Here is a 25,229-nt window from a genome sequence, read left to right on the forward strand (position 1 = left end):
TCACCCTTCCACATTATTCCTTATTCTCTTCAATCTGTTTATATAAGCCGGATCGAAACCGGAACCATTCAAAAAGATGTGTAAATACCACCTTAAGTACCGCATAACCCGGAACTGCAAGGATAATCCCCAGAATCCCAAACATTTTACCTGCGAATATAATTACAAAAATAATGGTTATCGGATGAATCTTCAACGTCTTGCCCATGATCTGTGGTGAGATGAATTTCCCTTCAATCAGCTGAACAGCTGTCCACACGATAATCATCTTCAGCAGCATAAATGGAGAAGTGACCATCGCCACAATTAGGGCAGGTGTAATCGCGATTGCCGGGCCCAGATAAGGAACAACTGCTGTACAAGCAGCAGCAATAGCCAGAACGAGAGAGTACTCCAAACCAATGATTAAATAGCCAATATAGAGCAGCAGACCAATACAGCAGCTGACTATAATTTGCCCGCGTATGTAAGAGGATACCTGACTGTTCATCTCCGACATGACCATACGAGTCTGCGGCTGCAGAGAAGTAGGTACAAACTTCAGAATATAATCCGGCAATTTTTTTCCATCGCGAAGCAAGTAGAACAAAATAAAAGGCGTCGTTACAACCGCCAAGACAATCTCTGTAAGGGCTCCTACAAAGCTGCCAACACCCGTCAAGGCATTATTCAGAAAAGAACTGCCCCACGCTGTTATCTTAGATGTTATCTCACTAAGGTTCGTTCCGATACTGTCTTGAACTTGCCCAAAGAACTCCGTTCCGGTCAGATCCATAAACCGTTCTTGAATTAATTCACTATACCTTGGAAAATTGTCGATCAATCCTGATAGCTGAGTCCGTATAATTGGAATGACCATAAACAAAACCAGCGTGATGATACCAGCAATCAACAAATATAGGATGATTATTGCATATACACGTTTTATTCGGGATCTTTTCTCCATCCGATCTACCAACGGATTCAGCAAATAATAAGCTATACCTGCCAGTAATAATGGTGCGGCCACGGTGTGCAGCAATACTGATATCGGCTTAAAAATAAACGGTATTTTGGAGAATACCAGAATATTAATTCCAACCAGCAGCATAATGAGCAGCACTACTACAAATTTATTATTCAGAAAAAATTTTTTGAACTTCTCTGGCCACACCTGCAGCCTCTCCATCGTACCCTCTCCCCTATAAACCATCATATATACTGTGTTATTTCATTCACTTTTTAATAGCATAGTCAACGTTAGCCCTGCAAGTCAAATTTGATGTCCTTAATTAAGCACACAGTCCTATTACGAGTCTGGTCATGATCCGATTCAATCATAATCCTCCCCTGTTTATAAATAAATAACCCTGCACGAGATATTCCTCTGTACAGGGTTAGAACCGCAACTAAAAGGTACTCCCAAGCCTTGCTATTTTTTCTTTTTCCCTTTAGCGTCCTTTTCATTTGAAGCAATCAATTGTCCATCATAGGTGTATAGCACGTGACCTTCAAGCTTCTCCCCCTGCAAATTTTTCCGCACTAATGATTTCGCCAGCTTAGGTGTAATCTCTTTGTACCACACACCTTCGGGATAAGCGATCACCACACAAGCATCTGAACATCTTCCATTACAACGGGTCACAGTCGTATGTATAAGACTTTGTGCGCCCTGCTTCTCAATCTCATCTTCTATCGCTTCAGCTACCTCTTCACCTTTATGTTTCTTGCAGCTGCTACCGTTACATATTAATAAGTGACTTACAGTTCCTTGTAAATTCCAGGTCGTCATGGATGACTTCAACCCCTTCCTATCAGCTAACCCTATTCCGTTCGTGGATTATTTTAAACACTATCATAAGCATCATTATAGTCAATAGTAAGAAAGACTGTTATACTATAAATGAGAATGATTATCAATGAAAAGAAGGGGATTACTACATGCAGATCCAATCCGACGGGATGCCTTATTCATCCCATCCTTTTTATATGCCCCTTCGGGTCATCAGCTTATCGGGAATAACCAACTACACAGCCTCAAACATTTCTTCTACTAATTCCAGCCTTATGATAATCTGGGATGGGAAAGGTTTTCTTGAAATAGACGGTAAGCTACACAAGGTCATGGCCGGAAGCTTAATAGCCCTTAGTAGTTCTTCTTTATTGAAGATGGAACCTGAATTACAGTTAAAGGGGATATGGATTGAGTATTCCTGTATACCCCAGAGTAAAGATGAGGACATTTTTATAAATGACAACTCCCCTGTCCACCATGCCTCTACACGTTTGACAGCCTTGGCAGGTGAGCTTTACAGTGCCTGGATAGACGCTGATAAGCAAAAGCCGTTTAGGGTCCAGCAGCTATTCACCCAGTTCCTCGTGGAGCTTCATAGTGAACTGACATCCCGTAAAGAAAGATCAAGCAGTTGGATGGAGCAAGTGACGGAGTATATAGAAGCTCATTACAATGAAGATATCACACGGGATCAAATGGCTGCTTTAGCTGAAGTGAGCCCTGAGCACTTTTCGCGAGCCTTTCGCAAATCAATAGGTCTATCCTTCAGTGCTTATATTACACTCCTTAGAATCCGTAAAGCCCAGCAACGAATCCTGACCAGTTCCCCCAATCTGACAACACTGGCACATGAGGTTGGTTACGAAGAGGGAACTTATTTGAGCCGAAAATTCAAGCAGCTTGTTGGCGTTTCACCTACAGCCTACCAGAATAAGAATAAACGGGTCGTTGCCCTGAACTATAATCACACCGCTAGCCTGCGAGTACTGGAAATCATGCCTCAACTCGGGGTTTATTCCGAATGGCAGCATAGCTTGGAACAAGTTCCCGCTTCCAAACAGCTTCAAATGAGCGAGGGCAAATTTTCATTACTCTATGACTCAGTAGCTGCGGTAAAGCCAGATGTCATTATCGGCTACAGTCTACCCGACAATAAGATTCTGACTCCTGTTGCTCCGGTTATTGAGCTGCCCTTTATGCAAATGAGTTGGCGAGAGCAATTTGCTCTGATTGCCGAGGTTGTGAATCGACGACAGCGTGCTGAACAGTGGCTAAGTCATTATGACAGACTTTGTCTTACTGCCAACGGGTTATTAAACCATGCAATAGGAATGGAGAGAGGTACGGCTATCGTGTGGGAGGTTAGCTCCCGATCCGCCTACTGTTTCAGTAGCAGCTTCGGCAGAGGTTGCCAAATTTTATACGGTGATCTTGGCTTCAAGCCCCCCTCCGTAATTATTGAAAAAGGGATCACCGATTCCGGATATTTAGAGGCATCTATTGAGGATATCGTATCGTTTCCTGCTGACCATATTATTATCACCAGCATCCCTTCATCTTCTGAGGGAAGACAACGTTTTACTCGCCTACTACATTCTAAAGCTTGGAAGCAATTAGATGCAGTACGTAACGGACGGGTATATATTCTGAACCAAGGTGATATGTTCTACGGATTTGACCCACTGTCCTCACAGGCACAGCTTCAAGAATTGCTACGGGTAATGACATCATAAATTTGCATAAGCTGAGATCATATCCGTCCATAGTAAATACCCGGTGAAGCTTGTAAAGTTCTTATTGAGAATGATAATCAATATACATAGGAGGAACAACAAATTGCATAATCCAGGAAAAAATAGCACCAAACAATCCCATTGGCTTCTTTTTCCCCTCATGCTGGCATTAATTCTAGTCATATCAGCTTGCGGGAATTCCAATAACTCTGAGGGGAATACAGGCAGTAACACCAGCAACACATCATCGGCTACTACAGCACCTACCGAAACTAGTCAACCAACAGAAACAACGGAAACGGCTGCTCTTAAAAAGGTCACTACTATAAATGGTGATATTGAAATCCCTGTTCAACCTAAAAGGATTGTCGCTGAGGAATATCTGGGCAGTCTGATTGCGCTAGATACCATCCCTGTTGGTGCTCCCGGATTAACACTGGAGAATATGTATTTTAAGGAGGCACTTACTGGAGTTGCAGACACTGGAACTTACGGCAAAATGTCACCTGAAAAAATCATCGCACTTAATCCTGATTTGATTATTTCTGGACAAGCTGAAAGCTATGAAGCACTAAGCAAAATTGCTCCAACCATCGTTGTGCCATATGGTGATCTGAAAGATGCTCATGCCGAATTAACCTATTTTGGAGAACTCCTTGGTAAAGAAGAGGAAGCCAAAAGCTGGCTTGCAGATTACGACAAACGGATAGCTGAAGCTAAAGCCAAAGTAGACAAAGTACTCCCTGCAGATGCAACGTTTTCCATCATGGAAGACGGCGGCAAATCCATTTGGGCCTATGGCGATAACTTTGGCCGAGGCGGACAGCCTGTCTATCAGGCGCTGGGTCGCAAGCCCCCTACAGCTGTGGCCGCAGAAATTATGGAGAAGCAATGGGCGGAAATCTCTACAGAGGCACTCGCTAAATACGCAGGAGACTATATTATCTTAACTTCCAATAACCGTACAGAAGCTGAATACAAAGCTGATCCAATCTGGAGTAGCCTACCCGCTGTAAAAAATGGCCATCTCTATGTATGGAAAGAAGAACGTTCCTGGTACTATGATCCAATTGCCGTGTTATCCCAGACCGAAGAGCTGGCTGCTTGGCTTACACAATAAAATGCGCTTAAATTAGAATCCCCTACTGCTTCCAACAACGTTGGAGCAGTAGGGGATTTGTTATGTCTTTTGACTACAAAAACACTCAAGAGGTAATAATACATTTAGCCTAAGGTTAATCTAGCAAATGGAGTTGATCATTATGAAATTACTATCACTATATTTCATGCTTGCTTTCATGGGGTTGCTGATGGCAGTAATCATCGACCTTTTATCAGGAGAAACCCTCACCGCTTCAATGCGGACGATCTATGACTCCTTTGCAGCTACAAGCATACAGGAATCAATAACTATGCTCGTTTTTATCTCCTTACCTTTTGTTAATACAATTACATCCTCTATCCGAAATAGAAGCAATAAATCCATCAAATAAAATAAACTAACCTATGCTTCCTAATTTTCTGCGGATGTAATGAACGATAAACAAGAGAATAGGTACAGCGGCACAGAAATACGGCAAAATATATTTCAGAAATATCCTTCCTTCGTCCATATGTATCGGATAATTCGCTGAACTAATAAAAGCCCCGAACAAAACAACAATACCAACGGGAACAGCGAGCTTCCTGCTGTCTTGCACCTTGAATAGATCTGCAGTGACTACCATTGCAGCATAGCAATATACTGACATTTTAAAAAATACTCCAATGATTAAGGTTAAGAGCACAAGCGCGTCCAAACGTTGAATGAAATTGGCCAGATTTACTAACGTTATCGTAGTGAACATCGGAAAATTGGCTCTACTGTAGATTTCTGTTCCTAGAACGGATATTTCGATGGCATGGGTAAAACTGAGTAATAATCCGCATAAAGTCATTGCGATGATTCCGGTTCTTTTTGCTACCTTGGTTTTTTTGATATGAGGTAAAATCGTAGTGAAACATACCATCTCCCCGAACGGAAATAGCCATATATTCAGATAGGCTGATTTTAATGCATTCTTCCAATCCGAGGCCTGTAACGGAAACAAGTTATCTAGTTTTACAAGTCCGGCGGCAATAACCAAAAAGCAACTGGTCAAGCCCAACAATATTATAATCAGCATATAAATCTCAGCCGCCCGCGCAAACACCTCAATCCCCTTATTTAAGATGTAAATTACCGCAACAACCATCATTGCATAAATGATGAACACGGGTGTTCTGTCGTAAGAAGCAGCTATTAACAACTCACCTGATTCATGCAGATTTCGGGAGCCATTGAAGAGAAGGATTGGAATGTATGTTAAGCTTAACGGCCAGCCTATAACATTGCCCAGTATCTTTCTTGTATACCCGCTAATAATCATGCCCGGATATTGCCGGTATAAATAAACATAAATTAAATACAAAAGAAGTCCACCGGGCAAAGCTAACAGAATAGCAATCCAGACGGCATGGCCACTTTCAAGTCCAATCGGTACCACAAGGGCCGTTCCCAATTCAAACAAAAAAATCAAAGCAAATAATTGACTCGCGCTGATGGTTTCTTTTTTCATAAAGTGGCCTTCTCCCACCTTTCTCACTGAACCCTGTCATTTTCCCTTTAACAATTTTGGCTCTAACCTCATTCCTACACTGCGAATATATGCCTCCACAGAAACGTCCACTTCCGCTTCGGCGAACACTGACTCCCAATTGTCCTTAACGGTCTCCCACGCTTTTGGGTTTATACGCTTCAGTTCATTCCCGAAATTGAAAATATCGCATTTCATAGTTTGAGCAGCCTGTAAGGCTTGGGTTATTTCCTGTTTAGTTTTAAGAGCCACTTGTTGTTCCAATTGAACGATTACCTCTCTATTACTTAGCTCAATATAACTCTGAGCCTCACTAAGTGTCCCCTCTTCCACAACATTTACATGAATGACGGGTACTTTATTGCGGAGTTCAATCTTAATTTTTGTTTTTGAATGATTAATATTCACGGCTATCGAATCCTTAACCTCATCTGAATCTACATTAATACTGGTTTCATTAATCTCGTTCTGTACCCACAGTGCCCCCCGGGCAAGAGGTCCATCCAGCCATCCCTGAAGAACCCCTTTTTTCAATACGCTAAGCCCGCTCATTGTGACAAGTGCTTTTACTTTAGTTTGCTCCATCCCGGATTTTTTAGTTCCTTCTTCAGCGTCTCCAAGAATTCTGGCTCCGGATATCACCACTGACCCTTCCCCACTGATACCATTAATTAGCTCAAAAACATTGATATCCCGGCTTTCTCCATATATTCTAGCGGTATTTTTACTCTTTTTAATAATCCCAATTGCAGGCAGGCTTTCTACGGGAAGCAATAGTTTCAGAATAGAGGATGCTTCCGTATCTCTGGCTACAATAACATTCGTGTTGAGCCGCAGCTCATGGGACCTTTCAAAGATGTCAAAAATCCCATCAATACCGCTCTTCACTGTAGATTCGCCTAAAACTAATAGCTGCGTGTGTGCAAAAAACATCTGTCTTGCCGCCTTTTTTGAAGTCTTGCGAAAAGCGCCAAAGATCGTACGGTCCGTAGAAGAATAAATAGTGACCGTGGGTTGTCCGGTGCTAGCTCCTGCACTTGTGGCTGTTGAGGATGGATTCACAATCTGAAAAGTAACATGATATTCCTCTTTATTCGGCACTTTATCCACACCTATACCGGTCACAATGCCTAAATTGTTTAACTCCCGACTGTTCCAGCAGCTTGTCAGCAACATTAAGCAGCATATACAAATAAATGAACGCATCATCCATCCGACCTTCATTTGCCACTCCCCGGCTTTCCATCATTCACCTTAAGTCGAGTATTATTTTTTTGGCTAATAAGACGCGGCCGAGTTTTCATATATTTCAAGGGCACACGCAAGATCGCGTCCTTCTGATTCTCAGCGATAAAAGGACCAAACGGAGACATATATGGAAAACCCAACGATTTCAAGCTGCACATATGAGCAACCAAAATAAAAGTAAAGATCGTTATTCCATAAAGCCCCATAAAGGCTGCGATAAACATAATGATGAAACGCAAGATGCGTATGGAAAGAGCCATATTAAAAGCAGGAGTAGCAAAGCTGGATATTCCTGTAAGTGAAACTACAATAACCATTGCAGGAGAGACAATACCGGCTTGTACGGCTGCCTGTCCTAACACTAAGCCCCCAATGATCGATACAGTTTGACCTATAGGGGATGGCATACGAATTCCTGCTTCACGTATAATCTCAAAAGTAAATTCCATCAGCATAGCCTCAATAAAAGCCGGAAATGGAACCCCCTCCCTTTGCGAAGCAAAATTAATAAGTAGGGCTGTTGGGATCATTTCTTGATGAAAATTTAGAATCGCAATAAAGAGTGCTGGGCCAAATAACGAAATAACAAGGCAAATAAATCTCAATAATCGGATCAAAGTCGTAATATCATAACGCTGGTAATAATCTTCTACGGCATGTAAAAACATAAAAAAGGTTGTAGGTGCAATCAGCACAAACGGGGTCCCGTCCACAAAAATAGCAACTCGTCCTTCTAAAAGATTTCCTGCAACACTGTCAGGACGTTCCGTATTATATAATGTTGGGAATGGGGAAAAGGGAGTGTCTTCTAAAAATTGCTCAATGTATCCAGATTCCAGAATCCCGTCTATATCAATGCTTTGCAGCTTAGTTCTGAGCTCCTGTAAGGTATTATCATTGACGATTCCATGAATATACATAATAGATACATTCGTTTGCGTGACGTCACCTATCTTCATCGACTCTACCCAGAGATTAGGGCTTTTTATTTTCCTGCGCACCAGAGAGATATTCGTCCCAATAGATTCTGTGAAACCTTCCTTGGAGCCACGAATGGCTACTTGAGTTGTAGCGTCCGATACCGTTCTAACCTCACCGCCGCTTGTATTCCCTCTGATAGCTTCCCTTATCCCGTTGACCCAAAGAATGGTATCTCCAGAGAATAAAGCCTCAAAAAGCACATCCCAATCTTCAAGCGTCTGTTCTTCTCCGATTCCTCTCGCCACTTCTTTCATATACAAAAAGATATCTTCAGCGGATTTTACCACCGGGTGTTCTTCACTTAGTTTATCAAACGACATCGCATGCTCCACAAACTCGTTGACCCTCAATTTTTCTATTAATCCCTCAATATATACGGCAGCTACCTCAACCTGTGTGGTTATGGATTTAATTCTACGAATAACAATATCAGGGCTATGGCCAAGCCTTTCTTGAAGCTCTTTAAGATTATCGTCCAAAATAGTAGAGTTAAAGGGATCCATCATTAACACCTCCTGCTCATACTATTTGTTCTACACCGCTTTTTTATGCAACAAATGGAATCTATAACCTCGCTTAACTTGGAATATGAACACGCAAAAGGGATGTCCTTGAGCTACTATAGCTCCGCGAACATCCCCTTATACTCTTTTGAAATTAACTTATTGAAGAGACTTCAGCAACGTAACTATCTCATCCAGTTGCTTGTCCAGCGCATAAGCATCGGAGAGATAATACGTTTTAAGATCGTAGGTGAATACATGACCCGCCTTAACAGCAGGTAGGCTTTGCCAGAAGACACTGTCCAGAATGTCCAGCTTATCCTGCTCCACACCACGGCTGAAGCCTTGGAAGATATAATCAGCTTCTCCTAAGTACTCGGGCAACGCTTCGAGTGAGAGGGAAGCCCAGCCTTCTTTAAAGGCTGCCTCTTGGACAAGATCAGGTGCATGCAGCCCCAATCCGTTATATATAATCTCTCCACCACGCCCATATGACGAACCATATAAATACAGCTCTTTACCGGCAATTTCAAAGATCGCCACCTTTTTGTCAGCTGCGATCAGATCAGACAATTCCGCTTTCTTCGCTTCCAGCTTCTGATTGAAATCCTCCACCCACTTTACAGCCTGCTGCTCCTTGTTCAAGATTTTCCCGATTTCGATCAATCGTTCCTTATAGTCGTATTTGCCCCAAGGAATAAAGACCGTTGGAGCAATCTTGGAGATTTGCTCATAGGTATCTTCCTGATAAGTGATAATCAAGTCCGGTTCGAGACTCGTTATTTTCTCCAGGGACACCGTCATGTCATCGCCTACAACTTCTACACCTGTCAGCGCCTCTTTGAAATATGGATGGTTCAGGATGTCATTCCCGGCAACAGCAATGGGCGTCACGCCAAGCGTCAGAAGATCACCAATAAAGTCTTGTACCGGGATCACAACTCTTTGTGGATTGCGCGGGATCTGCACCGGGCCTTTATCGCTTTCGTATGTCCAGTATTCTGCATCAGCAGCCGGCTCAGAGCTGGCAACTACAGAATCATTATTAGTGCTTTTAGCCACTTCAGCCGACGTGCTAGCTGGAGCATTCCCTTGATTAGCTGCTTGTCCACATGCGCTCAACAGCAGCACCAGCGTAAGCATAACGGCTATCATGCTTGTTTTTCCTAACGATATTATTTTGTACAATGTAAATCCCCCTTGAGACTTTATATTATCATGATATTGATAATCAATATCATTTAGATCTGTATTTAATATACCGTCTCCGCGGGAAAACATATATACACGCTAATACATCAATTTTGTTATGGACGATTGTCAGCTTAAATTATGGCCGGTTAACAAATCTGTCTGTATCTCCAATTGGCGTTCGAGCGCAAGCCCTTCGCTGCCCCAAAATTCCTCAAGCTTCAGGTAATATATGCGTCCATTCCTGAATGCTGGAAGATTGCGCCAAACCGCACTTTTACTAATCCGTTTACGCGTCTTCGACATCCAGTCCTCTTGTCCTGATACGACCACAAACATATGGTCAGCCGCATATATTGGCAATTCCGACAGTGAGATGCATAAATGATCATTCCGCTCCAGAACATCTGACCTTACCTTGTCCGGTGGAGTTAACCCCAGCATTGGATACAGATTGTACACCCCGCGGGCTGTATGATTCCAGATATAAATACTGTTATCTTGCCTAATCTCATACACCGCTACCGTTTCACCAGATTCAATTAGTGAGGACAAGCGCTGCTTGGACAAATCTATTTTCAAATGATAGTGCCTTATCCATGCCTCTGCCCGCTCCTCTTCACCCAGCAGTCTGCCGAACAAACGAATCTGTTCCAGGCGGTCCATTTTATCACACTCTACCGTAACTAGTGGCCCCAACTTCTCCATGCATTTAAGCTGACGGGGGCTCAGATAGGTTGGTGCAATAACTAAATCGGCTTCCAGCCCAGGCCATTCCGCTTCCTCCGGACATCCCTGCAGCTCAAATGATCGTACACCCGCCAGTTCCGGCAGCAAAAGCAAGGAGTAATTCATCACATCTTCTTCAACTGCGACAGGCTTCACACCCAGCGCAAGTAAATCCCCTAAAAATTGCAACGCTACTATCCGCTTCGGTTTGGGACGCAAACGGAACTCTGTTGGGGTCATCCCGGTGACTTGCTTGAATTTGCGGCTCAGATATAGTCCATCTGTATAGCCTACTTTTTGCGAAATTTCCTGTATTGTTGCTTTGCTGGACATCAAGTGTTTTTTCGCTTTATTTACTCTTAAATGAGCTACATATTCGGTGAAGCTCCAACCCGTCTGCTTGCGGAACCATACTGAGAAATAACGAGGATTGAAGCCCATTATTCGAGACATCATCTCCCGCGTAATCTCCCTTTGGAAATTCTGGTGGATATAAGAGAGCATTCTGAAATATGAACTATCCGTAATGTCTGCTTCAGCGTCAGCCTCTACGACCAGTTGATGTAGCTGATACAGCAAGGATTGAATTCTATCTGCCTGTGCTTCTAAATTATTGGCAGCAACGTCTTCCAATTCGCTGAATAAGCGAGTTATTTTATTCGTCGTACGTATAGGTAAAATCCCATTGACCGGAAAAATTTCACGGCAAAGTCCATAGACCAATTCTTGCTCCGTGCTATTGCTTAGCCCATATACCTCATAGGAAATTGCTAGAACAGAGATAACAGTCTCTAATGGAGCATTAATTTGATATGTCGCACCTGCGCTTAGAAAAAGAATTTCACCATTTTTAAGAGATACTGTCTCTCCTTCTATGGTTATTTGAATGATAGCTTCTATTGGTGTCAGGAAGAGTGGGGACTGGGCAATTTGGGGTTTACTGATGTGACCGCCACCGCATTGGCGTTTCCCTACCTCTTTTAACAGATAAATTCTATGAACCGGGTTATTATTTGATAGCTTCATTCCTGCTCCCTTCCAGACTGCTAGACTTAATAACCCATAAAATATAAAGCAAGCGTATAAGGTTTCTCTCCGCTCGAAATGGATAAGATCCCCTATACGCCTTATATAAAACTTCAGATTTTATGGTTTGAGAAGCCTCTATCCTTAGTGGTCATCAACGACTCCAAGCGCTTTATTCTTCTCTTTGAACCGTTCATTGTGAGAAGATACGTAAGCGACTTTGGCCGCGGTTGGGTCTATGTACAGCTTAGCGCTATTAAGCGCCAGAGCCGCATCAGTGAAAGTACCTGCGATCAAACGAACCTTGCTTGCATAATCCACAAAGTCACCTGCTGCAAATATACCCGGAAGATTGGTCTCCAGCTTATCGGTTACATTCGCACACCACTCGCCCATATCAAGACCCCATTCTTTTAACGGACCAAAATCGCTTTTCAGACCATGATTCACAATGACAGCATCCACTTCAAACTGCTCTGTTTCACCTGTCTCTATATGACTGATCGTAACCTGATCTATCGTTTCAGCATTACTGCTGTGTAATTGGCTTACTGCATATGGCGCACGGACATTGACTGAGGATTCCTTCATCCGTACAATGTTTTTCTCATGCCCGCCAAACTGTTCACGACGATGTGCAATCGTCACACTTGCAGCGATAGGCTCCAATTCATTCGCCCAATCTACTGCGGAGTTGCCTCCACCGGAGATTAGCACTCTTTTACCGCGGAACGGCTCCAGCTCTTGAACGGTATAATGAAGATTTGTCACCTCATAACGATCTGCACCTTCAATTTCAAGCTTTGCCATCTGCAGAATTCCGTAACCAATGGCCAAAATGACTGTGCGGGTCCAATGTTGTTCCCCAGTAGAAGAGGTCAGGATGTACGTTCCATCCTCTTGTCTCTCTTGATTCATAATTTGCTGACCCAGCACAATAGTCGGATCGAAGGTTTGAGCCTGCTCCTTGAGCTGACCGATTAGTTGATGACAAAGAGTTGGGGTTACGCCTCCTACATCCCAGATCATTTTTTCGGGATAAATAAGCATTCTTCCTCCGAGCTCATCCTTCGCTTCAATTAACTTTGTCTTCAAGTCTCTCATTCCGCTATAAAAAGCTGTATACATCCCAGCAGGTCCGCCACCAATAATGGTTACATCGTATAATTCCAGTTGTTTATTCATTGTGTCCCTCCAAAATTATATTCTAGTGATCCCTTCAGCTACTTAAGCTCCAAACTGCGCTTCATGCAATCGGCTGTAAATTCCGGCAGTCTGCAGCAGTTCCTCATGCTTACCTTGTTCTGCGATGCCACCTTCCGCAACGACAACAATCCGGTCCGCATTTCTGATCGTTGCAAGGCGATGAGCAATAACAAGTGTTGTGCGTCCCTCAGACAACTCTGCGAGCGCCTCTTGTATAGCGGACTCCGTTTCAGTATCCAGTGCAGATGTAGCTTCGTCCAGAATGAGAATCGTCGGATTCTTCAAGAACATCCGGGCGATGGACAACCTCTGCTTCTGGCCGCCAGAAAGCTTGACGCCTCTCTCTCCGATCATTGTATCCAGCCCGGCGGGCTGAGATTTAATCAGTTCTTCCAGCTGAGCGCGCCCTGCAGCCTCCCAGATTTCTTCATCGGAAGCTCCCAATCTGCCGTAAGCAATGTTCTCACGGATAGTTCCGTCAAACAGGAATACATCTTGTTGTACAATCCCGATATGGGAACGAAGTGATTCCAACGTCATGGAGCGAATATCTATTCCATCAATAGAGATGTTGCCTTCGCTTACATCGTAAAAGCGTGGCAGCAAGCTGCAAAGTGTTGTCTTACCAGCACCGGATGGACCCACAAGCGCAACGGTCTCTCCTGCTGAAATCGATAAGTTCACATTGGTTAACACCTTTTCTTTATCACTATAAGCAAAAGCTACATCCTGGAAGGTTATATTCCCTGACAGATGAGACACTGGCTTAGCGTCTTTTGCGTCATCAACATCCGGCTCCGTCTCCAGCAGTTCAAGATAACGTTTGAAACCAGCGATCCCTTTAGGATAGGTCTCAATGACCGAATTAATCTGTTGCAAAGGTCCTAAGAAGACATTAGACAACATCACAAAGGCAATAAATTCACCGTAGGTCATCTGCTTCTGGATTACAAAATAGGTTCCGCACACAAGAACGAATAACGAGACCAGCTTCATGAGCACAAAGCTAAAGGATGAATTCCAAGCCATAATTCGGTAGGTCATTAGCTTCGTAATACGGAAGCGTTCGTTATTAACTGCAAAGCGGGAAATTTCATGATTCTCATTAGCAAAAGCTTGCACAACACGAATCCCGCTTACATTGTTCTCTACGCGTGCGTTATAGTCAGCAATGTCCGCGAACATGATGTGGAACGCTTTGGACATTTTGCGACTGAAGTACATGGATAAATAAATCATCAGCGGGACAATTACAAAGGTCAGAATAGCTAATTGCCAATTAATGCTAAGCATGATACCGAATACACCCAGCAGCGTCATCACTGCTATGAATAAATCTTCAGGACCATGGTGGGCAATCTCACCGATGTCCATCAGATCATTTGTCATCCGTGAGACCAAATGGCCTGTTTTATTATTATCGAAGAAGTTGAAAGAGAGCTTCTGTACACGATCAAACAGCTTTTTTCTCATATCCGACTCGATATTAATCCCCAGCTTATGCCCCCAATAAGTGACGACAAAATGCATAAAGGCGCTGACGATATAGATCCCCAGCAAACCGAGGCAAGAATAGAGAATCCATTTCCAATTCCCACTTGGCAGCATATCATCCACTACCCGGTTAACGGCCAGCGGGAAGACTAGTTCCAGCAGTGCAGCAGCAATAGCACAGGAGAAGTCAAGAATAAACAATCCCTTATAGGGTCTATAGTAAGCAAAAAAACGACGCAACATTGTAAAAATTCGCTCCTTCCGGTGAGTGACCATCTTCTTTCATCAAGATTTAGTACGGGCTAGCAAATACAAAAAGTATGGCGCTCCAATTACAGCAACAACGATTCCAGTGGGGATCTCAGATGGCTGTAAGATCCAGCGTCCAATGGTATCCGCTATAATGACTAGCAGTGAGCCGAGCAGCGCTGAGGTTGGCAGCATGAGCTGATGTTTGGGTCCAACTAGTCGTCTCGCCAAATGGGGGCCGACAAGTCCGACAAAGCCAATCCCGCCACTCACAGCAACACTTGCCGCAGCTAGACCAACCGCAGCGGCAAGAAGCCGGAATTGTTCTTTGGTTACAGCAGCCCCAAGTCCTACGGCTGTCTGTTCACCCAAATTAAGGACGTTCATTACCCTTGCTTTATAGATGACATACGGCACAAGAATTACGATCCATGGTAGTAAAGAAAGTACAAACTTCCAGCTTGTGCCCCAAATACTCCCGGCAAGCCAAGTAGCCACAAACTGATACTTCTCCGGATCCAGCCGAAGAGTCAGCACGATCATCGCTGCACTCATTCCAGCTGCAACCGCTACACCAGTCAGCAACAGGCGCATGGGTTTTATTCCTTCATGCCGTTTATAAGCTAAGACATAAATCAAGGCAGCAGTAATTGCCGCACCAACAAACGCTACCATAGGCAGCAGATACACCGGAGCCGCGGTTGCCGTTGGGTAAAAAGAAATTAACAGCATAACCATAATTCCTGCGCCAGCGTTAATCCCTAAGATGCCGGGGTCGGCCAAAGCATTACGAAAGACGCCCTGCATCACAGCTCCGGATACAGCCAAACCTGCGCCTATCAGAACGGAGATCACAATACGCGGTAACCGAAATTGAAACAAGATTAACTCTTGCTTATCCGTCCCTTTACCGAATAACGTATTAAGCAGCTCCATAGGTGTCAAACGTATGTATCCTGTATTCATACTAATAATAAAAGCAATAACAATCAGTACAGCTAAAATAATCATTATAACTAAGCCACGTTTATTTTTGGCGGCTTGGAAGGAATCGAATGAAGTTTTCTCTATCATTACAGTTCCCTCCTTTCTTTACGTGCAAGATAAAGGAAGAACGGTACACCGATCAGTGCAATAATGGCTCCCAGCGGCGTTTCATTAGGGGGATTAATCATCCGTGCTGTTAAATCTGCAAATACTGCAAGCAGACTGCCGAGAATAGCTGAACATGGAATGATCCATCTGTAATCCACACCTACAAAAAAACGGGTCAAATGGGGAATAATTAGTCCAATGAACCCAACGGCTCCTACTACGGCAACTGATGATCCAGCCAGAATCAATACAATTAAAGTCCCTGCCAGCTTAACAAGCCCTGTGCGCTGGCCAAGCCCTTTAGCAACATCGTCACCTAGGCTGAGCATTGTGATCGACCGGGATAATACCATAGCCCCAATTAACGCCGCTCCTATCCAAGGGAACATGACTTTAAGCTGAATCCATTTCGTCCCAGCCACGCCTCCCGCATACCAGAAAGCCAAATCTTGCCCAATATGAAAATATAAAGCTACCCCTTCACTCAGCGCTGACAGCAGTGCACTAAAAGCAGCACCCGCCAGCACCAGACGAGCAGGAGTCAGCCCTCCCTTGGCCAATGATCCGACCCCATACACAACCCCAGCCCCTACTCCGGCACCAACGAAGGAATATAGGATCAAATACATAAACGATAAATTCGGGAAAAATGCAAAACAAAGCGCCAGCGCAAATCCTGCGCCTGAGTTAATGCCCATCAAACCTGAATCTGCGAGTGGATTTCGGGTCATCCCCTGCATAATGGCACCCGCAACTGCAAAGCTTGCCCCTATCATGGCCCCGCCAAGTACACGGGGTAATCGTAATTCTCTAATAATCTGATGATCCATGATCTCCGGATTAAAGTGAAACACGGCTGCCCACACCACAGAAAGCTTAATATCAGCCGCTCCGAAGGAGACTGAAACAGCGATACCTAGTGCTAATAGTACCAGACCGCCAACCAAGATTAACGTAGCAGCCCAAGGACGTGAACGGAACTCTTGTATGGCTGACCCTTTATTAGGTCTAATCTTGGAAGATATCTGTTGATTCATGAATGCCACCCTATTTCTATGAAATTGATTCTCATTATCACTATGCTATTGTAAATGAGCCTTCCTAGGTTTGGCAATAGATAGATTTAATAGGAGGCATTTATTTTATTGCATTGACAGGAAATCTAGGATTTGATAAAGTTCAAATTGAAAATAATAGTGATAATGATTCTCATTATTATTTGTTGGTACATATATATAGGGAGGTTTATCATGCTAAAAAGAAAGACCCTCTTCCCCATCCTGGCACTCATAATGTTATTGTCTGTATTTGTGACAGCTTGCGGGGGAACGAACAACGCTTCATCTAATAAGACAACAGCAACAACAGAAGCAACTAAAGCACCAAGCACTGAGCCAACGGCTGCTCCTGAGGCTTCAGCTGCTGAAATGCGTAGCTATGAAACCACTAAAGGTACTGTACAGATACCTGTAAAACCACAACGGATTATTACAGATTATTATGGTGGGGAGTTGCTCTCCGTAGGAGCAAATGTAGTAGGTGTCGAACCTAGTACATTTGATAATCCCTTCTTGAAAGACCTGCTCGCAAACACACAAGATGTCGGTGCTCCAGTTAACGCCGAGAAAGCTCTGGAACTTACACCTGACCTGATCGTCGTTATGTACGATGATAACTACGATGCTTTATCCAAAATTGCTCCAACCATTCATATTCCATACGGAACCGCTACAAATATCTATGAAACTGTTAAACTGTTCGGTGACATTGTAGGTGTGCCTGACAAAGCTGAACAATTTATTGCTGACTTTGAGAAAAAGGCTGCTGAAGGCCGCGAGAAGCTTAAAGGTGTCGTAAATGAAAATGATACTTTTGGAATCTATGAGCTGACTGATAAAGGTGAGCTATGGACCTTCGGAAATAATGCTGGCCGGGGTGGACAAGCCCTTTATAACGCACTTAAGCTAAAAATGCCTACTAAGAACAGCAACGATAACCAAACGTTGCAGCTGTCCATGGAGCTATTGCCCGAATATGCTGCTGACTACATGTTCCTCACCACTTATGATCCTGACAAAAAAGGGGATAAGCTGAAAGAACTGAAGGAATCTCCAGTTTGGAACGGACTTGATGCTGCGAAGAACGATCATCTATTCTATAATGATTTTGATACCTACTACCGCTATGATCCGATTGCGATTACCGCACAGATTGATCTGTTCGTAGATATGATTCTTGAACGCAACGGTAAAAAATAAACATAGGCACATACAAAAACACCCCACTTTAAATATTGTCTAAAGTGGGGTGTTTGGCTATACATAAGAAGTTTCTGTTAAATTTATATCATCTAGTATATTCATTATACTCATCGGTGTTATTTAGTTTTTTGTACATATACTCATCATTTTTAAGCTTATAGAGCTGCCCCATCCCCGCAAATACGAAAAACAGCACCAAAATTAATCCATACGCATAGGTGAATTCACCAATATAAAAGCAAGTGACTATCGCAACAAGGGTCAAGATCATTAATGCGACTGCAATTCTGGAAAAAATCTTTTTCAAATGGAATCCCCCCACGTTTTGTGCACCAATATTATCATATTTGGGATTAAATTGAAATCTCTTTTTGGTCTATTAAGGGAATATCGAGTAGCTGAATATGTGCCAGCATATTGTGAGTGTATATTTTGGTGTATATACGATAAAAGAGGACTTGAAATAAAAGATACGCTCCGCCTACTAACAAACAAAACCACATCGGCTCCAGAGCTGTAGACATTTCAACCCTGGAAGAACTAACAACATAAAAAGAAGACAACGCAATACCTAATGCATACGGGAGAAAAAACAGCACTTTTAAAGGGCCGCCTATAATGCGAGCCACGTCCTTAGAAGTAATTCCAATCTTGTTCAGCTTCCTGAATTTGATCCTCTCACGCTCTAAATCGGTCTGAATACTGAAATGCAGCACTATCCCGGAGGCGCCGAAAAATATTAAACCAACAAATGAAATTACGAAGATTCCAAATCGGCCAGACTCCTGTAACTGTAGATAGTCACTTATTCTAGACTTCGTAGAGAATACGAGGGCCTCTTGCCGTTCATTGCCATACCAGGACTCTGTATTGTCTTTGTTATATTTGGCTAAAGCGGCATTTAACTTAGCATCTATATCCGCAGTTTTTTTCCAATCCTTAAAATTCAGGAGCTGAAGATTACCGATCGCTTTTTTATTTTCCGCTTTCAGCGCCATATAATCCTCTTCGTTTACAATGATATGAAGACCATTCATTAGATTCGGCACAGGGTTAAATACCATGTCAAATAGGATACCTTGTGAATACAGCGTATGCTTCCCGGAAGCAAGCATCAGATCAAAGGTGGGCATTTCCAGTCTTTGATTCTTCCACTCTTCTCCTTGTGCAACTATGGCCAGATTTAGAAAGTGATCTTTCTCCACATGATAATCAGTGCCGATTAATGCGTTTATATTCTGGTCCAGAAATATTTTGAAATTAAACAAGTCGATATACTCCAGCTTTTGGTGTGAAAGCAGCGGCGTGGCGCCATGATCCGTGATCTCGCTTAGTATTTTTGGTGAGATGCTATTTTTTCCGAATACTTCTGAATAGGCAATATCATATGGATTGTTTGCAACCGGAATATCCTCAGCATTCCAGGTCAAATAAAAAATAATTCCGCTTAGAGAAATCGTGATGAAGACGAGGAAGGTGATAAGAGAAAGCACTATTTTGGAGCGACCAAGGGTATAGATCAAATTGGAACTAAACAGCAGGTGCTTGTGATATGCTCTGCTTGATCGCGATATAAAAAGTTTCAACCAGTCCCCAAGTCCTGACAGCAGCAAATAAACGCCTAACATACTAATTCCCAGATTTATTAACATCATGCGAGCATCGGAAGGGTTGTAATGAGTGAGCATATTATAAACGGAGATTCCCAAGAGCAAAACTCCGATGACCCCGGTGATTTTCCCATGAATCAGGTTGCGTTCTGCGGTTCTGGACTCTTTTAAAAGACGTAAAATACTGTATCGCAAAGTTAGTAGCAAATTGACTGCAATCACAACTATGTAAATCACCGCGAAGAATTTAATGGTATACAGATAACTATCGGGCGTCAGTATAAAAGCACTGTCCCCAATATTTACAAACAGCGAAACAATCAAGAAAAAAATACCGGAGAAAACTGTCCCTGTACCTAAACCAGTGAGAATCGAGGCTAAAGCGATCATGCTATTCTCGAACAAAATGATTTTGCGGATATTGTGGCTTGTCATTCCAAGTACCATTAATAGCCCAAAGTCGCTTTTTCTGAATTTTAAAAAGGCCATTTGAGCATATACAATAAACAGAACAGCAAACACCCTTATCACCAAAAAAGGAGCATATAAATTACCTGACACCATCCCATTCACTTGATAAGGGTCATTAAAATCAGGATTACTGTACAGCGAATAAAATGTAAAAAAGATCATGACCGTAAAGCTGCTGCATAGGAAAAATAACAAATATCTTCTAAGATTCGCCTTAAATATCTGAAATGCCATTCTCCTAAAGGTCATCTTCTCCCCCTCCAATAAAGGCCAGGTTCTCCAGAATCAGATCCAAAAATGCTCTGCGCTCTTTATTCTCTCTAGCAATCTCTAGTAGAGCCTTCCCATCTTTGATAAAAAGCACCCGATTACAATAGCTGGCCGCAAAAGGATCATGTGTGACCATCACTATCGTTGCTCCTTTTAGAGTGTTGAGCTTGGCGAAGGTCTTCATCACCGTACTCGAGGATTTGGAATCCAAATTCCCCGTCGGCTCGTCCGCAAAAATCACATCTGGATGATTTATAATCGCCCTGCTGATCGCCGCCCGCTGCTGTTGCCCCCCTGAAACCATATAAGGATATTTGTCCTTCACCTCATCCAGATCGAATAGCGATAACGTCTCATCTGTCTTGGCATTGATATCTTCTACCTCTTGATCATCCAGCACTATGGGCACCATGATATTTTCCCGTAGGGTCAGACTATCCAGCAGATTGTAATCCTGAAAAACGAATCCCATACGCTGCCGGCGAAAAATCGCAAGCTCGTTCTTGGACATCTCACTTATACTAGTATCTGCAATTCTTACAACCCCACTATACTCCGTGTCGATTCCGCTTAGTATATTTAAAAGTGTTGTTTTCCCGCTCCCCGAGGGTCCCATAATCGCCACAAACTCGCCGCTATCCACACTAAGACTAATCCCGTTCAGCGCTCGAAACCGATTCGTTTTGCCTTTGCCTTTATATTCTTTCGAGAGATTCTCTACTTGCAGTATGGACATCCTGGCACCTTCTCATTGATAGGTTTGGAGTGAGTTACATTAAATGGAATTCAATCACTCGGTATTACTATAAAGCTAAGAAGGGCGTTCGTTTGTTAGATTGCTCACAGCGCAAAAAAAGCAGGATACCTCCTCTACAATTTCCGCTCCCGCAAAAAACAAAGGCAAAGAAAACCAGTAAAAGCAAGTCCTCCGATTGCTGCTAATGAGAAGGAAAACGCCCTTACATAATCCGCTAGATCTGCTTCCAAAAGAGAATGCTTTAGCGAAGCGGAGAATAAAATACCGATTAACGCCACTCCTAACGAATTCGCAAAATACATAAAGGTAGTGATCAAGCCTGAACCCGTGCCCGTGATCTTTGTGGGTACTGAACTAAGCGTGACGTTAACTAGGGGCGTAGTAGCCATTCCAAGACCGAAACCATATATCAATAATAGTAGGATATTACGAGGGTCTAGCAGCTGCGTAACGTCCACATTTAGCTCTAACATAAGCAGCAGACTACAGCTCCCCATCATCAGCGCTCCTATCTTAAGTACACTCATCCCCCATCTTTTGACCATTCGAGAAGAGATTAGGGAAGTCATAAAAAAGCCTATCCCTATAGGCAAGAAAACCATACTCGTATCTTGAACACTATAGTGCAAACCAAATTGCATATAATAGCTCAAAATAAAAAAGAAAGAGAACATACTTAGATAAAGGACAAGAAGGGTTGCCAGACCAGCGCTAAATGTTCGATCTCTGAAAATAGACAGATCGACTAACGGTAACGTCCCCTGCTTTCCCTTTCGATTTTCAACCCAGATAAAAGTAAACAACACGAAAAGAGCTAACATTAGACAGCCAAAAATCCACAACGGCCACCCTTGTTTTTGTCCCTCTGACAACGGATAGATCAACAGGAACAAACCGATCAGCAGAAGGAAGCTTCCAGTCCAATCAATACTGTGCGCCTGCTCAGCCCGTGTTTCAGGTACAATCGGCATTAACAGCAGGACGAGAAGTCCAAATGGCACATTGAAAAAAAATACTGTCCGCCAACCGAGATCGAACGGATTCCAATTCACAATAGTACCTCCGAGGATGAATCCGAATGCAAATCCAATGCCAATCATTGCGCCGTAAATGCCGAAAACAAGCCCTTTTTCCTTTGGCAGAAAGCTGACTTGCAGCGTAGATAGAACCTGAGGTTGAATAAGCGCCGCAGCCAATCCCTGCACAATCCGAATAACAATCAGAAGTGCCGGATCTGAGGTCAGTCCGCCTAACACTGCCATGACCGTAAACCCGCTCACCCCGATCATCAACATCCGTTTTCTGCCGTATATATCCCCAAGCTTTCCGCTAATAATCAACGCCACAGCTAATCCTAGCGAAAATCCGGTAACGATAAGCTGTGCTTCCGAAAAGCTTGCGTTCAAGCTATATTGCATAGATGGAAGCGCAACTTGAATCATATAAGTATTTAATGAAATAAGTAATGTTGGCAGTAAAATAACCCCCAGCGCATACCACCTGCGTGAATCTACTTGTTGTTGTCCCATTGTATGACCACCTTTTTATCTGCAATCTATGAAATTATTATCATTTAGAGTGGTCTTTTTCTCTACCTGTTAAGGGAGGTTCACTCCTTGATAAGGGAGCAAACACAAAAAAACCTCAAGCATGCAGAAGATAACGTTCGATTCCGAACCCTATGTTCTAACACTTGAAGCTTTAAGCTGTCTGCATTTACAAATCTTCCTACAGCCTGTTTCGTTCCAAACTCTGTTGTTCGATACGTTTTAAGTATTCGCTTGGATTGCAGCCATAATGCTTACGGAAGGTCGTCGTGAAATTGCTGACATTGCTATATCCGACCGAAACAGCTGTTTTCCCTATATTCAAACCTTCAACCTCCATATACCAGAGCGCTTTCTCCATCCTTTTTATACGTACAAGCTCGAAGATCGTCATGCCAAATAATTCGCGGAAGCCTTTTTTCAGCTTGAATTCGTTGATACCTACCCGCTTAGCCAACTCACGTATAGATAACGGTTGTTCGAAATGGATTTGCACCAATTCATGTACCCGCTTCAGATTAGTAATATCATCATGCCGCAGCGTCATACTATCGCTAATAGAACCGTAACCATCAGACTCACCAAACAAAGCAATAAATTCAAGGGCTTTGCTCTCCATATATAAACGTCTCAATGTTCCATGATAGGTACAGTGGATCATTTCGGAGACACATTTTCGGATTGCCGCAGTATCTGGATAACGATCAATATTTCCACGATGATGTCTAAGCCAGGTTTCCATTTGCTGTGTCTCCGATAAATCTCCGGCGTAATTCAGCAGTTCACTAGGAGCAAACCGTATTTCCAGCAATTGATTGGGGACACCTGCTTTTTTCTCTTCATACACCTGAACATCCTCTAGAAAAAGGACATTGCCCATTTGTTTATCCGTGTAACTTTCCTTGCCGTTCCATTCGCAATAGATTTCTCCGCTTAGATTATAGCTTAGTTCAAACAACGGACAAGCTTCTTGAATGTGGAGCTTCATATCCTGTTCGTAAGTTATGTCCGTATACATAATCTCCATACCTGGACGAATCCGTGTACGGGTGACGCTTCCCTTACCAATATGTGAAGGAATAGTAAGCCGCTGTTCCCATTGGTTATGCTCAACATGCCCCTCTATCCGTTCAGTAAATTGATCAAAAAGATCATGAATTTCCATATTCAATATATTTAAAGTCATCGCAAACCTCTCCTTCTTCGCTCGTTGTATACGATGAGTTACATGATCTCTACTCTAGCTCCGTAAATGATAATTGTTATCACTTGAAAGTGTCAACCTGAAATACAAAAAAGCATTGGCGGATTTTATTCTGCCAACGCTTTTTTAGAAGTAAAATAAGACCGTTCAAACCAATGGAAATGCGTCCCTCCGGTATCTTAGCTCCCCCGTAACCTCCATAATCTTCGAGGCTAACAAATGCGAGGGCAGCTCGTAATCCACACAACCCAGCTTCGCGGCTGCTTCAGGCATTTCACTTTCAATAGAAGTTTCTTGCGATTCTACTAGCGTTGATTGGGCGCCAGCGTGTTTAGCAGCCAGCATCCCTTTAACGCCGTCATTTCCCATTCCGGTCATTAGGATTAAATGCTGCTGTAGACCAGTTAATGCAGATATAGAATCAAACAAGATATCGACCGAAGGACAGTGCCCATTCACTGCAGGCTTTTTCATAAGTTTTATTCTGAGATCCTGCCCCTCCTGAATGATGGTCATATGAGAATTACCTGGAGCGATATAGACGGTTCCCCCGAGCACCGATTGCTTGTCCTTGGCTTCCACCACCCGTACACTTGAGAACCGATTCAGTCGTTCCGCCAATGCTTTTGTGTACTTGGGCGGCATATGTTGAACAACCAGCAGGGGATACGGGAAGCTCGCCGGGAGCGAGGAAATTAAGATTTCTAATGCTTTCGGCCCCCCTACTCCGCACCCAATTCCCACGATCTGCTCAATAACTTCTGTACATCCACTCTTAACGTTGTTTTGCTTCTCTTGTCGAGCTTTCACTTTGGAGATGTTTATATTGTTAAGAATAAGAGTTCTTAAAGGAATTTCAGCGGCTTTCTTAATTTTGAATAATAACTCATCTTTTATGCTGTATAGACCAGGTCCATAAGATTGAGCCGGCTTGGATATGAAATCCACTGCACCATTTTGTAAAGCAGTAATGGTTGCTGTTATTCCATCCTTTGTAGCGGAGCTCAGGATAAGTATAGGTGTTGGCCGCTGAGACATTATGCTTGTGAGTGCTACCAAACCGTTCAATTCCGGCATTTCTATATCTATAGCCACGACATCGGGCCTGAGTCTTTGAACCATGCTGATCGCTTCGGATGCATTTCGAGCTACTCCAATGACCTCGAGGGTTGAATCCTCCGAAATTAGGTTCGAGATCTGTTTACGCATGGTTACTGAAGCAGCTACAACGAGCACCTTTATTTTTTGCACTACTTCTCCTCTCC

Annotated in this window: 21 protein-coding genes; 4 read left to right on the top strand and 17 right to left on the bottom strand. The window is 43.2% G+C overall.

The features are described 5' to 3' along the window. Window positions 1-13: 13 nt before the first annotated feature. Together MHH46_RS21720 and MHH46_RS21725 are read right to left on the bottom strand one after the other, a co-directional pair. A complete protein-coding gene (locus MHH46_RS21720) occupies window positions 14-1,168 on the bottom strand; it encodes an AI-2E family transporter (RefSeq protein WP_076127413.1) in 1,155 nt (384 codons plus the stop codon). 243 nt (window positions 1,169-1,411) lie between these two features. Beyond that, window positions 1,412-1,771 carry a ferredoxin gene (locus MHH46_RS21725; RefSeq protein WP_076192270.1) on the bottom strand — a complete coding sequence of 120 codons (360 nt, stop codon included), beginning with the start codon at window positions 1,769-1,771 and terminating at the stop codon, window positions 1,412-1,414. Between the two features lie 149 nt (window positions 1,772-1,920). On the opposite strand from MHH46_RS21725, the gene MHH46_RS21730 reads away from it, so the two are divergent. From MHH46_RS21730 to MHH46_RS21740, 3 genes are all read left to right on the top strand, one after another. After that, the gene (locus tag MHH46_RS21730; RefSeq protein WP_076192273.1) at window positions 1,921-3,507 is read left to right on the top strand and encodes an AraC family transcriptional regulator; all 1,587 of its coding nucleotides are present in this window, start codon (window positions 1,921-1,923) and stop codon (window positions 3,505-3,507) included. 160 nt (window positions 3,508-3,667) lie between these two features. Further along, window positions 3,668-4,627, top strand: coding sequence for an ABC transporter substrate-binding protein (locus tag MHH46_RS21735; RefSeq protein ID WP_256717201.1), 960 nt, complete (start codon window positions 3,668-3,670; stop codon window positions 4,625-4,627). A gap of 142 nt (window positions 4,628-4,769) precedes the next feature. Beyond that, window positions 4,770-5,000 carry a hypothetical protein gene (locus MHH46_RS21740; protein ID WP_076127617.1) on the top strand — a complete coding sequence of 77 codons (231 nt, stop codon included), beginning with the start codon at window positions 4,770-4,772 and terminating at the stop codon, window positions 4,998-5,000. A gap of 6 nt (window positions 5,001-5,006) precedes the next feature. Here the strand turns inward: MHH46_RS21740 and MHH46_RS21745 are convergent, their stop codons facing one another. The 9 genes from MHH46_RS21745 to MHH46_RS21785 all read right to left on the bottom strand — a co-directional run bounded on the left by MHH46_RS21745 (window position 5,007) and on the right by MHH46_RS21785 (window position 16,881). Beyond that, window positions 5,007-6,104, bottom strand: a complete 1,098-nt coding sequence (locus MHH46_RS21745) for a GerAB/ArcD/ProY family transporter (protein ID WP_076127405.1) — start codon at window positions 6,102-6,104, stop codon at window positions 5,007-5,009. A 36-nt stretch (window positions 6,105-6,140) separates the two neighbouring features. Then, the gene (locus MHH46_RS21750; protein WP_076192279.1) at window positions 6,141-7,346 is read right to left on the bottom strand and encodes a Ger(x)C family spore germination protein; all 1,206 of its coding nucleotides are present in this window, start codon (window positions 7,344-7,346) and stop codon (window positions 6,141-6,143) included. Then, a complete protein-coding gene (locus tag MHH46_RS21755; RefSeq protein WP_076184083.1) occupies window positions 7,343-8,854 on the bottom strand; it encodes a spore germination protein in 1,512 nt (503 codons plus the stop codon). The genes MHH46_RS21750 and MHH46_RS21755 overlap by 4 nt, the downstream gene beginning before the upstream one ends. A gap of 159 nt (window positions 8,855-9,013) precedes the next feature. After that, a complete protein-coding gene (locus tag MHH46_RS21760) occupies window positions 9,014-10,042 on the bottom strand; it encodes an iron-hydroxamate ABC transporter substrate-binding protein (RefSeq protein ID WP_248548462.1) in 1,029 nt (342 codons plus the stop codon). Between the two features lie 132 nt (window positions 10,043-10,174). After that, entirely contained in the window at window positions 10,175-11,800 is a 1,626-nt protein-coding gene (locus MHH46_RS21765) for a helix-turn-helix domain-containing protein (RefSeq protein WP_076192280.1), read from the bottom strand. 144 nt (window positions 11,801-11,944) lie between these two features. Beyond that, on the bottom strand, window positions 11,945-12,985 hold the full coding sequence (locus MHH46_RS21770) for an NAD(P)/FAD-dependent oxidoreductase (protein WP_076192282.1): 1,041 nt from the start codon (window positions 12,983-12,985) through the stop codon (window positions 11,945-11,947). 42 nt (window positions 12,986-13,027) lie between these two features. Then, a complete protein-coding gene (locus MHH46_RS21775) occupies window positions 13,028-14,743 on the bottom strand; it encodes an ABC transporter ATP-binding protein (RefSeq protein WP_076104415.1) in 1,716 nt (571 codons plus the stop codon). Window positions 14,744-14,785: 42 nt separating this feature from the next. Continuing rightward, a complete protein-coding gene (locus MHH46_RS21780) occupies window positions 14,786-15,760 on the bottom strand; it encodes a FecCD family ABC transporter permease (protein WP_370510750.1) in 975 nt (324 codons plus the stop codon). A 62-nt stretch (window positions 15,761-15,822) separates the two neighbouring features. Next, complete coding sequence (locus MHH46_RS21785; RefSeq protein WP_076129506.1) at window positions 15,823-16,881, bottom strand: iron ABC transporter permease; 1,059 nt, start codon at window positions 16,879-16,881, stop codon at window positions 15,823-15,825. A 213-nt stretch (window positions 16,882-17,094) separates the two neighbouring features. Here MHH46_RS21785 and MHH46_RS21790 point away from each other — a divergent pair, with 213 nt between their 5' ends. Beyond that, complete coding sequence (locus tag MHH46_RS21790; RefSeq protein WP_076192285.1) at window positions 17,095-18,102, top strand: ABC transporter substrate-binding protein; 1,008 nt, start codon at window positions 17,095-17,097, stop codon at window positions 18,100-18,102. Window positions 18,103-18,190: 88 nt separating this feature from the next. Here MHH46_RS21790 and MHH46_RS21795 read toward each other — a convergent pair whose 3' ends face one another. The 6 genes from MHH46_RS21795 to cheB all read right to left on the bottom strand — a co-directional run bounded on the left by MHH46_RS21795 (window position 18,191) and on the right by cheB (window position 25,215). Beyond that, a complete protein-coding gene (locus MHH46_RS21795; protein WP_042190339.1) occupies window positions 18,191-18,412 on the bottom strand; it encodes a hypothetical protein in 222 nt (73 codons plus the stop codon). A gap of 46 nt (window positions 18,413-18,458) precedes the next feature. Continuing rightward, window positions 18,459-20,435, bottom strand: coding sequence for an FtsX-like permease family protein (locus tag MHH46_RS21800; protein WP_076192288.1), 1,977 nt, complete (start codon window positions 20,433-20,435; stop codon window positions 18,459-18,461). Further along, complete coding sequence (locus MHH46_RS21805; protein WP_076192290.1) at window positions 20,425-21,192, bottom strand: ABC transporter ATP-binding protein; 768 nt, start codon at window positions 21,190-21,192, stop codon at window positions 20,425-20,427. Before MHH46_RS21805 ends, MHH46_RS21800 begins: the two co-directional genes overlap by 11 nt. A gap of 134 nt (window positions 21,193-21,326) precedes the next feature. Then, window positions 21,327-22,742 (bottom strand): MFS transporter, encoded by a 1,416-nt coding sequence (locus tag MHH46_RS21810; RefSeq protein WP_076192292.1) that lies wholly within the window; start codon window positions 22,740-22,742, stop codon window positions 21,327-21,329. A gap of 199 nt (window positions 22,743-22,941) precedes the next feature. Then, window positions 22,942-23,946 carry a helix-turn-helix domain-containing protein gene (locus tag MHH46_RS21815; protein WP_076129500.1) on the bottom strand — a complete coding sequence of 335 codons (1,005 nt, stop codon included), beginning with the start codon at window positions 23,944-23,946 and terminating at the stop codon, window positions 22,942-22,944. 165 nt (window positions 23,947-24,111) lie between these two features. Continuing rightward, the gene (gene cheB, locus MHH46_RS21820) at window positions 24,112-25,215 is read right to left on the bottom strand and encodes a chemotaxis-specific protein-glutamate methyltransferase CheB (protein ID WP_076192295.1); all 1,104 of its coding nucleotides are present in this window, start codon (window positions 25,213-25,215) and stop codon (window positions 24,112-24,114) included. Between the last annotated feature and the right edge of the window lie 14 nt (window positions 25,216-25,229).

This window comes from Paenibacillus sp. FSL H8-0175 (assembly GCF_045040615.1).
GTDB classification, from domain to species: Bacteria; Bacillota; Bacilli; order Paenibacillales; family Paenibacillaceae; genus Paenibacillus_AQ; species Paenibacillus_AQ odorifer.

Coding starts and splice junctions, on each gene's coding strand:
- MHH46_RS21785 (WP_076129506.1), bottom strand. CDS start 16,881: ATGAATCAACAGATATCTTCCAAGATTAGACCTAATAAAGGGTCAGCC.
- MHH46_RS21740 (WP_076127617.1), top strand. CDS start 4,770: ATGAAATTACTATCACTATATTTCATGCTTGCTTTCATGGGGTTGCTG.
- MHH46_RS21800 (WP_076192288.1), bottom strand. CDS start 20,435: ATGACCTTTAGGAGAATGGCATTTCAGATATTTAAGGCGAATCTTAGA.
- MHH46_RS21745 (WP_076127405.1), bottom strand. CDS start 6,104: ATGAAAAAAGAAACCATCAGCGCGAGTCAATTATTTGCTTTGATTTTT.
- MHH46_RS21775 (WP_076104415.1), bottom strand. CDS start 14,743: ATGTTGCGTCGTTTTTTTGCTTACTATAGACCCTATAAGGGATTGTTT.
- MHH46_RS21735 (WP_256717201.1), top strand. CDS start 3,668: ATGCTGGCATTAATTCTAGTCATATCAGCTTGCGGGAATTCCAATAAC.
- MHH46_RS21725 (WP_076192270.1), bottom strand. CDS start 1,771: ATGACGACCTGGAATTTACAAGGAACTGTAAGTCACTTATTAATATGT.
- MHH46_RS21730 (WP_076192273.1), top strand. CDS start 1,921: ATGCAGATCCAATCCGACGGGATGCCTTATTCATCCCATCCTTTTTAT.
- MHH46_RS21770 (WP_076192282.1), bottom strand. CDS start 12,985: ATGAATAAACAACTGGAATTATACGATGTAACCATTATTGGTGGCGGA.
- MHH46_RS21815 (WP_076129500.1), bottom strand. CDS start 23,946: ATGACTTTAAATATATTGAATATGGAAATTCATGATCTTTTTGATCAA.
- MHH46_RS21780 (WP_370510750.1), bottom strand. CDS start 15,760: ATGATTATTTTAGCTGTACTGATTGTTATTGCTTTTATTATTAGTATG.
- MHH46_RS21765 (WP_076192280.1), bottom strand. CDS start 11,800: ATGAAGCTATCAAATAATAACCCGGTTCATAGAATTTATCTGTTAAAA.
- MHH46_RS21810 (WP_076192292.1), bottom strand. CDS start 22,742: ATGGGACAACAACAAGTAGATTCACGCAGGTGGTATGCGCTGGGGGTT.
- MHH46_RS21720 (WP_076127413.1), bottom strand. CDS start 1,168: ATGGAGAGGCTGCAGGTGTGGCCAGAGAAGTTCAAAAAATTTTTTCTG.
- MHH46_RS21750 (WP_076192279.1), bottom strand. CDS start 7,346: ATGAAGGTCGGATGGATGATGCGTTCATTTATTTGTATATGCTGCTTA.
- MHH46_RS21755 (WP_076184083.1), bottom strand. CDS start 8,854: ATGGATCCCTTTAACTCTACTATTTTGGACGATAATCTTAAAGAGCTT.
- MHH46_RS21790 (WP_076192285.1), top strand. CDS start 17,095: ATGCTAAAAAGAAAGACCCTCTTCCCCATCCTGGCACTCATAATGTTA.
- MHH46_RS21805 (WP_076192290.1), bottom strand. CDS start 21,192: ATGTCCATACTGCAAGTAGAGAATCTCTCGAAAGAATATAAAGGCAAA.